Source organism: Luteolibacter sp. (assembly GCF_058122085.1).
Genome location: NZ_JBIKBQ010000037.1, coordinates 21,154 through 31,765, shown reverse-complemented (window position 1 = coordinate 31,765; position 10,612 = coordinate 21,154). Strand labels below are relative to the sequence as shown.

The 10,612-nt window shown below is 62.5% G+C and carries 7 protein-coding genes; 6 read left to right on the top strand and 1 reads right to left on the bottom strand.

Translation table 11 applies throughout. The annotated features are described in order from the left end of the window. The 3 genes from AC4DF4_RS07465 to AC4DF4_RS07455 all read left to right on the top strand — a co-directional run. Positions 1–1,165, top strand: a 1,165-nt coding sequence (locus AC4DF4_RS07465) for a universal stress protein (RefSeq protein WP_490047489.1), incomplete at its 5' end; no start/stop codon positions are given. An 11-nt stretch (positions 1,166–1,176) separates the two neighbouring features. After that, on the top strand, positions 1,177–3,903 hold the full coding sequence (locus AC4DF4_RS07460) for a cation-translocating P-type ATPase (RefSeq protein ID WP_490047488.1): 2,727 nt from the start codon (positions 1,177–1,179) through the stop codon (positions 3,901–3,903). Between the two features lie 215 nt (positions 3,904–4,118). Then, a complete protein-coding gene (locus AC4DF4_RS07455) occupies positions 4,119–6,302 on the top strand; it encodes an excinuclease ABC subunit UvrB (protein WP_490047487.1) in 2,184 nt (727 codons plus the stop codon). 96 nt (positions 6,303–6,398) lie between these two features. Here AC4DF4_RS07455 and AC4DF4_RS07450 read toward each other — a convergent pair whose 3' ends face one another. Beyond that, positions 6,399–6,605 carry a hypothetical protein gene (locus AC4DF4_RS07450; protein ID WP_490047486.1) on the bottom strand — a complete coding sequence of 69 codons (207 nt, stop codon included), beginning with the start codon at positions 6,603–6,605 and terminating at the stop codon, positions 6,399–6,401. 177 nt (positions 6,606–6,782) lie between these two features. Here AC4DF4_RS07450 and AC4DF4_RS07445 point away from each other — a divergent pair, with 177 nt between their 5' ends. The 3 genes from AC4DF4_RS07445 to AC4DF4_RS07435 all read left to right on the top strand — a co-directional run bounded on the left by AC4DF4_RS07445 (position 6,783) and on the right by AC4DF4_RS07435 (position 10,611). Next, positions 6,783–7,358, top strand: a complete 576-nt coding sequence (locus AC4DF4_RS07445; protein WP_490047485.1) for an FHA domain-containing protein — start codon at positions 6,783–6,785, stop codon at positions 7,356–7,358. A gap of 382 nt (positions 7,359–7,740) precedes the next feature. After that, the gene (locus tag AC4DF4_RS07440; protein ID WP_490047484.1) at positions 7,741–8,763 is read left to right on the top strand and encodes a LacI family DNA-binding transcriptional regulator; all 1,023 of its coding nucleotides are present in this window, start codon (positions 7,741–7,743) and stop codon (positions 8,761–8,763) included. Positions 8,764–8,889: 126 nt separating this feature from the next. Then, positions 8,890–10,611 (top strand): MFS transporter, encoded by a 1,722-nt coding sequence (locus AC4DF4_RS07435; protein WP_490047483.1) that lies wholly within the window; start codon positions 8,890–8,892, stop codon positions 10,609–10,611. The last annotated feature ends 1 nt before the right edge of the window (position 10,612 follow it).

Genomic DNA, 10,612 nt, shown 5'->3' with positions numbered 1-10,612 from the left:
TGGAAAAGGCGCCGTGGTCCACGCATCCATCCTGGGGGGGATCCCCGACGAGGAGCTCGTCAAGCGGGCGAAGCCCAAATCCTGCCGGATGGTGGTCGTCTCCTCGCTTGGCAGGCGCGGACCCGGCCGCTGGCTGCTAGGCAGCGTCTCCGAGCGGACGGCGGAGCGGGCGCCCGTGCCCACGCTTGTGGTGCGGAATGCCATGCCCTTCCGCGAATGGGCGCGTGGCAAGCGACCGCTGAAGGTCTTCGTCGCATTCAACTTCACCGCCACGGCGGAAGCCGCCCTGCGCTGGGTGAAGGCGCTGCTCGACATCGGCCCCTGTGAGGTGGTGGTCGGATATGTGGATTTCCCGCTGGAGGAAAGGGCGCGCCTCGGAGGTAACGGTCCCGTCCCTCTGGTGGGAAATCTGCCAGAAGTCCAAACCGTGTTGGAGCGCGATCTCAAGGCCCGGGCGACCGAGTTACTAGGAACGGAGAACTTCCGCATCCGCGTCGATGCGAACTGGGGCCAGCCCAACGCGCCGCTGGCGGCCATGGCCAAGCAACAGGGCGCGGACCTCATCGTGGTCGGCTCCCACCAATACCGCGGCTTCGAGCGGTTCTGGAACCTTTCCGTGTCCAGCGGAATTCTGCGCGACGCGGCCATGAGCGTGGCCGTGGTGCCCATGACTACCAAGGGACCAAGAGCTGTCGGCATCGCGCCGCCGTTGCGGCGGGTGATGGTGGCCACAGACTTTTCCGTCCTCGCCAATCACGCGATCCCACACGCCTACTCGCTGCTGCGTGGCGGTGGCACGCTGCACTTGGTATATGTGGCCCACCCGCATGAAATACCCGGCGGCGCGTTTCTCCGAGGGCCCGCCAACGCGAGCTTCAAGGCATCCCACGCCAAACACCTCCAATCCTGCGCTAACAAACTGCGCGCTTTGATCCCGCCCGAGGCCGCCGCCATGGGCATCACCACCGAAGTGGAGGTGGCCGAGCACGAGGACGTCGCCACGGGCATCTGCCAAGCGGCCGAGCGCTTCGCCGCGGATGCGCTCTGTTGCGCCACCCACGGACTATCAGGATTATCGAAGGCGCTGATGGGTTCTGTCGCGCAGAAAGTGCTGGCTCACGGCACCCGACCGCTGCTGCTCGTCCGGTCGGCGAATGAAACTTGAAATTCCCATTCATGAAAACGACCGAGGATCGGGCCTGGCACCACCTGCCGCTGGAAGAGACGGTGGGGTTCCTGAATGTGAATCCCTCCGTCGGTCTATCCGCAGGGGAGGTCGCCCGCCGACAGCGTGAATTCGGCCCGAACTGCGTCACGCCGCATCGCGGCACACCGGGGTGGATGAAGTTTCTCCAACAGTTCAACCAACCGCTCGTTTACATCCTCCTGCTTGCCGTGGGAGTCACCGCGCTGCTCGGCGAGTGGGTGGATTCTGCGGTGATTTTCGGCGTGGTGCTGATCAACGCGGTGGTCGGATTTCTCCAAGAGTCCAAGGCGGAGAAATCCATCGAGGCGCTCAGCCGGATGGTGACCACGGAGGCGACCGTGCGGCGCGACGGACGCAAGCTGAGGATTCCCTCCGAGGATCTGGTGCCGGGCGATGTCGTGCTGCTCCAAGCCGGTGACCGCGTGCCCGCCGACTTGCGGCTCTTCCAGGTGCGGAATTTGCATGTGGACGAATCCGCGCTCACCGGCGAGTCGCTGCCGGTGGCCAAACATCCGGATCCACTCGCGCCGGACACGATTCTGGCAGAACGGAAAAACCTCGCCTACGCCGGCACGCTGGTCACTGCCGGGCAGGCGGAGTGTCTCGTCTGGGGCATCGGCGACCAGACCGAGACCGGACGTATCGCCCGGCTCATTTCCAGCGCGGTGGACATGTCCACACCGCTGACCCTGAAGATCACGCGTTTTAGCAACCTGCTGTTACGGGTGATTCTGGCGCTGGCGGCGGTCACCTTCGCGCTTGGCATCGCGCGAGGGAACCCACCCGAGGAAATGTTCATGGCGGCGGTGGCGCTGGCGGTTGGAGCAATCCCCGAAGGACTGCCCGCCGCCGTCACCATCGTGCTCGCCATTGGTGTCTCACGGATGGCGAAGCGCCAGGCGATCATCCGCAAGCTGCCCGCCGTGGAGACGCTTGGCAGCACGACCGTGATCTGCTCGGACAAAACCGGAACGCTAACGAAAAATCAGATGACCGTGCGCGAAATCCTCGCGGGCGGAAAAGTCTATGAGGTCACCGGCACGGGCTATGATCCTGCCGGTGAGCTCCGCCTCGGCGGCGGCGCGGTGACTGTGTCGGAACATCCCGCGCTCGCGGAGTGCCTGCTCGCCGGGGTGCTCTGCAATGACTCGGTGATCCTTCACGAGGACGGCCACCGCACGGTGCAAGGTGATCCGACCGAGGCCGCCCTGCTCGTGGCGGCCGGAAAAGGCGGGCTGGTACATGCGGACGCACAGCGCGCGTCGCCCGTGCTGGACAGCATCCCTTTCGAGTCCGCACACATGTTCCGCGCCACGCTGCACGACTCGCGTCCGGGAAGGGTCATTTACAAGGTCGGCGCGCTCGAACGCCTGCTAGAACGATGTGCCGACGCGCTTGACGACGATGGTGCGATCATTGAACTCGACAAGGACGCTGCGCTCAATTCCGCCGAAGCGATGGCGGCGCGGGGACTGCGGGTGCTCGGCTTCGCGCGCCGCCGGATGGAGGCGGACCATGACAGGCTCGAGCACGCCCATGTCGCGGAACAGCTCACGTTTCTGGGAATTCAGGGGATGATGGATCCGCCGCGTCCCGAGGCCGTGTCCGCCGTGGATCGGTGCCAGCGGGCGGGGATCGCCGTGAAGATGATCACCGGCGACCATCTGGTCACCGCCCGCGCCATCGCCTCGCAGATCGGGCTGAAGGGCGGCGAGAAGGACGGAAAGCTCGTCGCACTATCAGGCCACGAGCTTGAGAAGATTCCCGACGCGGATCTGCCGGAAACCGCCGACCGCACCGCAGTCTTCGCCCGCGTCGCGCCGGAACAGAAGCTCCGCCTGGTGAAGGCGCTCCAGGCTTGTGGCCATGTTGTGGCGATGACCGGTGACGGCGTGAACGACGCACCCGCGCTCAAGCAGGCGGACATCGGCGTGGCCATGGGCATCGCTGGCACGGACGTGGCGAAGTCCGCCGCCGCGATGATTCTCACGGATGATAATTTCGCCTCCATCGAGGCGGCGGTGGAGGAAGGGAGAGGCGTTTTTGACAACCTGACAAAATTTATCGTCTGGACGCTGCCGACCAACGTGGGTGAGGCGATGATCCTGCTAACCGCGATTCTGTTCGGCACGGTGATGCCCGCGCTGCCGGTCCATTTATTGTGGGTGAACATGATGACCGCCGTATTGCTGGGCCTGATGCTCGTCTTCGAACCGAAGGAAGGTGATCTGATGGCGCGCCCGCCGCGCGACCCGAAGCGGCCGCTGCTGACGGGTTCCCTGTTGACGCGCACCGTGCTGTTATCGGTAGTGATGCTGGCGGGCGCGTTCTGGTTGTTATTCTGGGAGCTGGAGGCCGAGGGCAAGTCGGAAGCCGCCGCGCGGACGGCCGTTATCAATGTCATCGTGGTGGTGGAAATCACCTATCTCTTCAGTTGCCGCTCCCTGCATCACTCGATCTTCGCTATCGGCTGGCTCGCCAACCGGTGGGCGGTCGGCGGTTCGCTGGCGATGCTGGGCGCTCAGTTTCTGTTCACCTACGCACCAGTCATGAATACGCTGTTTCATACGGCTCCGATCAACGCCGGTTCCTGGCTGCGCATCGCCGGAGTGGCGGTGGTGGCGGTTGCCATTGTGGAGTTTGAAAAATGGATCCGTTACGGCGGCCGCCGCGGTGATCACGCCGTTCCGGAGTAGCACTCCGGCGGCCCATGAAAATTCTTCCGGTTCTTGCCGCCGTCCGCCGTGATCTTGAAAGCCCGCTGCCTTGCGCCAAGCACACGCGGTCCTCGTCCTCAATTTCCCGTGACTGGAACCCGCTCCGGAGGCGGACCGGCGCGATGACGGGAATTTGATTCCACGGGCGAAATAAATTTCGCGGTCCGCGAAATCCGGTTTATGAGTCCGCGCGGATGCCATTTCGACTTGAGAGCGATTACCAGCCCGAGGGAGATCAGGCGCAGGCGATTGCCAAGCTTTCGAAGTCGCTGGCGGCGGGGAACCCGCACCAGACCCTGCTCGGCGTGACCGGCTCGGGGAAGACGTTCACGATGGCGAACCTGATCAAAAACCACGGCAAGCCGACGCTGATCATGAGCCACAACAAGACGCTCGCGGCGCAGCTTTACTCGGAGTTCAAAAACTTCTTCCCGCACAACGCGGTGGAGTATTTCGTCTCGTATTTCGACTACTATCAGCCGGAAGCCTACATCCCGCGCAGCGACACCTACATCGAGAAGGACTCGGCGATCAACGACGAGATCGAGCGGCTGCGCCTGAGCACGATGGGCTCGCTGCTGACGCGGCAGGACACGATCGTGGTGGCGTCCGTTTCCTGCATCTACGGCCTGGGCTCGCCGGAGGACTATCAGAACATGATGGTGCCGGTGTGGACCGGCCAGAAGCTGACGCGCGAGGAATTCCTCAGCTCGCTGGTGGGCATGATGTTCGAGCGCAACGACATCGCCTTCGGCCGCGGGAAATTCCGGGTCCGCGGCGACGTGGTGGAAGTGCACCCGGCGTATCTCGACGAGACCGCGATCCGGGTGGAGTTCTTCGACGACGAGGTCGAGCGGATCACCAGCATCCACACGCTCACGGGCCATGCGATCGACCGCCTGGAGTCGCACACGTTTTTCCCCGCGAAGCAGTTCGTGACGCCCGGCGACAAGATGAAGCGGGCGATGGTGGCGATCCGGCAGGAGGCGAAGGATCAGATCGCGAAGTTCGAGAAGGAGGGGAAATTGATCGAAGCGCAGCGGCTGCGGATGCGCACGGATTACGATCTGGAAATGATGGCGGAGATGGGATTCTGCCAGGGCATCGAGAATTACTCGCGTCACATCACCGGTCGCGAGCCGGGCGCGCGGCCATACACGCTGCTGGATTTCTTTCCGCGGGATTTCCTGCTGCTCGTCGATGAAAGCCACGCGACGATCCCGCAGGTCGGCGGGATGTACGAGGGCGACAAGAGCCGCAAGACGGTGCTGGTGGATCATGGTTTCCGGCTGCCGAGCGCATTGGATAATAGGCCGCTGCGCTTCGAGGAGTTCATGCAGATGACCGGCCAGCGCGTCTATGTCTCTGCGACGCCGGGGCCGTTTGAAATCGTCAACTCGCGGCCGGAGAACAAGACCTTCATCCCGGTGAAATCGAAAACCGCGGAGGGCAACATCCCGCTGTTTGATTTCAAAAAAATCAAGGTCAAGCCGAGCGGAAATGACGAGCCCGTGGAAAATTTCGACCCGATCCGGCGCGGCACGCCGCTGGTGGTGGAGCAGATCATCCGGCCCACCGGCCTGCTCGATCCGGTGTTGATCCTGCGCCCGCTCAAAGGCCAGATCGACGAGACCATCGAGCTCTGCCGCCAGCGCGTCGAGCGTCACGAGCGGGTGCTGGTGACGACGCTCACCAAGAAAACCGCCGAGGATCTCGCGGAGTATCTGACAGGCACCGGGCTGAAGTGCCGCTACCTCCACTCCGACATCGACGCGGTCGAGCGGGTGGAAATTTTGCGCCAGCTGCGGGCGGCGACTTTCGACATCCTGATAGGAATCAACCTGCTGCGGGAAGGACTGGATCTGCCGGAAGTCTCGCTGGTCTGCATCCTCGACGCGGACAAGGAAGGCTTCCTCCGCAACGAGACCTCCATGATCCAGACCGCGGGCCGCGCCGCCCGTCACATCGGCGGCGAGTGCGTGCTGTTCTGCGACAAGATCACCGACTCGATCCAGGCGCTCATCGATATCACGGAGCATCGTCGCAGCCGCCAGCAGGCACATAACGAGGAGCACGGCATCACCCCGCAGAGCGTGAAACGCGCATTGCAACACAGCCTCCACACCCACGAACACGCCAAGGAACACGCCGACAAGCTCAACAGCTCGATGGTCGCCGACGACATCGGAACTTACGACAAGCTGCGGGTGATTTCCGAGCTGGAGGAAGAAATGCGCGAGGCGTCTTCGCGGTTAGAGTTCGAGCGCGCGGCCCATCTGCGGGACCAGATCGCCTCGTTGAAGGACGACTCCCCCGCCCCGCCGATGAAGCCGGTGAAATACCCGGCCGGGAAGAAGGGGCGCGGACGGAAGACTTGAGTGCGGCGCGACAACGCTTCACATGTTGATCCGTGGGAAATTCTCTTCGTCATGAAAACGCCCTAAAGGGCTGGACTACTTACGAAGATTGGCCTCTCACGAGTGCCCTTCGCGGCCCAGGTGGCGGCGGCGGATTTCCTCACCCGCCCCGTCGAGAATGATGTCGGCCACCCTCACCCGGATGGCGGGATCGCGCGGGTGAACGGGACTTCCCCGGCGCTCGCCTTCCAGCCAGCACTCGTCGCGGACAATTTGGGCGACCTCGGGAAGCTCTTCCCGGATCACTTCGGACTCGGTGTTCATAAGACCGGTTTGGTTTGGGGTGGGTGGACATGGAGCATACGGCAATCGCTAAATCCGGTCAAGTTGTCGATGCCACCCCTCCCCCCCGCGTCCAGCGCGGTCCAGCGTTTGAAAAATTTCATTCAAATCCGGAAAGTTTCGCGCTAGAAACGGCAAAACTCCCTCGTTTAAAAACCCATGCCCCGCATCACGATCACCGTTCCTGAGAAAAACGCCCAGCCCTACCGCTTCCAACTGGACCGCCAGATGGTCACCTTGGGGCGCGGCAGCGACAACGACATCGCGATCGAATCCGGTTCGGTCTCGGTGCATCACGCGGAAATGCGCCGGGTCGAGGGCGGTTATGAACTCCATGACGCCGGCTCGACGAACGGCATCAAGCTCGACGGAGTCCGCTACGAGGTGATCCCGCTGCACAGCGGCTCGACGGTGAAAATCGGCGACGTTTCCTTTGATTTCGCGCTCAGCGAAGAGGAATCCGAGGCACTTGCCCGTGAAAAGCCGCCCGAGCCGTCGCCGATCACGCGCGAGGCGGAACTGCCCGCCAAGCCGCCCCGCCAACCCACCCCATCCGGCGGCAGTGGTTTTGGCGCGATCCTAATCTTCCTGATTCTCGCGGCAGGGGCGTTTTTCGCGGGTCTGGCAATCCGGCACCAAAAAGACACCGGCGAATCACTGATCCAGGCGATCAAGGCAAAGACTTCGGTCAAAGCCTCGCCCGCCCCCTCGGTCGCGCCCGCGCCGGTGAAGTAAAATTCAGTCCCGCGCCCATCCCCAGCAACCTGGCTTCGGGCTTTACAACCAGAAGCGCAAGCGAGGCCGCACCAAGGTGCCGAGCCTGCCGTCTTGGCAACGCTCCATGACTTCCAGCGCCGCCCTCAAGCGCGTCATTGGCTGACCTGACCAACCCTTCCCTTCACACACAACGGCCCTGCGGTTGATCCCGGGACGCCGGATCCCACATAGATGTATCCGGCGCGTCCCAACCACCGCAGCGCCTGTCATCCCGCCCCATTGGGTGGGGACAGCCCCTCACGCCTCTTTCAGATGAAATGGCTCTGGCCGCTGACGGCGGTGGTCCAATCCCGGGCTTGCTTTGCGGCAACTCATTCCATTGATTGAGTGCTCAAACATCATGGTCACTCAGGCACAAATTGCCGAAAAACTCGGAATCTCTCGCCAACTGGTCACCTTCGCCCTCGCCGGCTATCCGCAGGTGGCCAAGGAGTCCCGCGAGCGGATCCAGGCGGCGGCTTTGGAAATGGGCTACCGCCCGAATCCCCACGCACGCGCCTTGAAGCGACAGAGGACCGGCATCATCGCCCTGTGGATCCCGGACCAAATCTCGACCCACTACACCCACGTCGCCCGCGAACTGGGACGCTTGGTGAAACAGTCCAAACACGAGCTGATCATCTCGGAAGTCGGCGCCGCGGACATGAAACAAATCTGGACCCATGTCCCGGTTGACGGCATCTGCGCCGTGGACGCTTCAAAGGCGGTGCAGCTCGAACTCAAGGCATTGGCCGCAAAGTCCGTCCCGGTCGTCAGCCTGGGAACCTACAGTTCGCTGGAAACCGACAACGTCCAGGTGGATATGGAGTCGGGAACCATGGAAGCGATGCAACATCTCATCGGGGCCGGATTCCGCCGCATCGCCCACGCCACTTTCGTGCGCAAAAACATCGCCGGGGAAAGCCGCAGGATCGGCTACACCAAGGCGATGCGCGAGGCCGGCCTGAAGCCGGAGTTCATCTACTATCCGCTCAGCGAACGGCAACGCCCGGTCGCCCGCCAATTGATCCTGGAATACATCCGCCAGCACGGCCGGCCCGAGGCGATCTTCTGTCACTCGGACGATGCCGCGCTCGGAATCTATCGGGGCCTCTGCGACGCGGGAATCCGGGTGCCCGCCGACATCGCCTTGGTCGGCTGCGACGGCATCGAGGACACGGAATACCTGGAATGCCCGTTGACCACCCTCGTGCAACCGGTCGCCGAGATGTGCACGACGGCCTGGCAGTTCCTGCAAAACCGCCTCGCGGAACCTGCGATTCCACTCCAGCACTCACTTTTGCCACTCAAGCTCGCCATCCGGGACTCGTCCTTGCACACGGCCAGAATCCGCGATTTCCCATCCAACGAGGAAACCACCTGAAAATTTAGCACGAGCTAACTTCAGATTGACTCCACCCCCTCCGATCCAACAAGCTAGCGCCACGGCAAGACGCGATTGGGAGTTTCAAGGCGTTTTTGGAAGCCCTAAGCCACAGCACAAACCCGTATGACTGATTCACCAAAAAGCGGCTCGCAAGCGGGCTACAACCGCCTTCTCATCCTCGTCGCCGGGCTGGGCGGACTGCTCTACGGGATCGACATCGGGATCATCGACCCCGCGCTCGGCTACCTCGGCAAAACGATTTCCATGACCGAGGAAAACAAGTCGATCATCGTCGCGGCGGTGTTCGGCGGCTCGATGTTCGCCTCGGTCATCGCCGGCTTTTTCGCGGACCTCTTGGGCCGCAAGCTGATGATGTTGGTCAGCGCGGTGATGTTCGTCGCCAGCGTCGCCATCATCTTCACCTCGCAAACCTATGTTCCCCTGCTGCTCGGCCGCATCCTCCAAGGCATGAGCGGCGGCGTCATCGCGGTGGTGGTGCCGCTCTATCTGGCGGAGTGCCTGAAGGCCGACGCGCGCGGCAAGGGCACCTCGATTTTCCAATTCATGTTGACCTTCGGCATCGTGGTGGCCGCCTTCATCGGCGACCACTATACCAAAAACGCGGAGGCCGCCATCGACCTCGCCCAAGGCAACCAGGAGGCCGTCATCGCCGCCGCCAACCACGCCTGGCGCGGCATGTTCCTGTCGGTGATTTACCCGGGAATCCTGTTCCTGATCGGAGGTTTCTTTCTATCGGAATCACCGCGCTGGCTCTACCGCAAGGGTCGCAAGGATCAGGCGCGGGCCGCGATGCTGCGTTCCCGCACTGTCGCGGAGACTGACTTCGAACTGGCGGAACTGGAGACCGCGCTCGCCCACGAACACGCCAAGCCGAAAATCTCGCTCACCGATTCGTTTGGCGAAATCTTCACCCAACGGAAATACATCGTCCCGTTCCTCATCGCCTGCGTCATCCTGGGCTGCAACCAAGCCACCGGCATCAACTCGATCCTCGGCTTCATGACCACCATCCTCCAACAGGCTGGCCTCGCCGCAGAGGCCGCCTCGCAAAGCGGTCTCTGGATCAAAATCCTCAACTGTGTGATGACCGTCGTCGCCGTGATGCTGGTGGACAAGAAGGGCCGCAAGTTCCTTCTCAAGCTGGGAACCGGCGGTATCATCGTCTCGCTGCTGCTCGGCTCCGCGGTGTTCTACTCGTTCGAGTCCAAGCGCGTGGATGTCGCGGAAAAAGTGAAAACCCTGATCGTGGACAACAAGCTCACGCTGGATATCCCCACCGCGGATCTCGGCAAGGTCGTCGATGACGGACAGCCCCTGCAGCTTTCCATCCTCTATGCTTACGGCAAAAAACAAGGCATCGCCGTGGGCATCAGCAACGACCCGAAGGTCAGGACCATCGCCATCTCACTTCCTGATAGTGACAAGGAGAACGCCGGCAAGCCGCTGGAAATCCTCCGCGCCAAGGCCGGTCCCGTGCCGACCCGCCAGACCGGCATCCTCGTCGCCATCTGCCTCGCGGTGTTCATCACATTCTTCTCGGTTGGACCCGGCGTGTGTGTCTGGCTGGCTCTATCCGAATTGATGCCCACTCGCATCCGTTCGGTCGGCATGGGGTTCGCGCTGTTGATCAACCAGGGGGTTTCCACCGGTATCGCCGCGTTCTTCCTGCCCATCGTCGGCTACTACGGCTACTTCGCCATGTTCGGATTCTGGGCCGCCTGCACGGTGGTTTACTTCATCACCGCCGCCTTCTTCCTGCCGGAAACCAAGGGCAAGACGCTTGAGGAAATCGAGGAATACTTCGAAGGCAAAAAGCCCGCCTAAC

Excerpts from the sequence above, each read along its gene's own strand:
- AC4DF4_RS07460 (WP_490047488.1), top strand. The coding sequence starts at position 1,177 with ATGAAAACGACCGAGGATCGGGCCTGGCACCACCTGCCGCTGGAAGAG.
- AC4DF4_RS07455 (WP_490047487.1), top strand. The coding sequence starts at position 4,119 with ATGCCATTTCGACTTGAGAGCGATTACCAGCCCGAGGGAGATCAGGCG.
- AC4DF4_RS07450 (WP_490047486.1), bottom strand. The coding sequence starts at position 6,605 with ATGAACACCGAGTCCGAAGTGATCCGGGAAGAGCTTCCCGAGGTCGCC.
- AC4DF4_RS07445 (WP_490047485.1), top strand. The coding sequence starts at position 6,783 with ATGCCCCGCATCACGATCACCGTTCCTGAGAAAAACGCCCAGCCCTAC.
- AC4DF4_RS07440 (WP_490047484.1), top strand. The coding sequence starts at position 7,741 with ATGGTCACTCAGGCACAAATTGCCGAAAAACTCGGAATCTCTCGCCAA.
- AC4DF4_RS07435 (WP_490047483.1), top strand. The coding sequence starts at position 8,890 with ATGACTGATTCACCAAAAAGCGGCTCGCAAGCGGGCTACAACCGCCTT.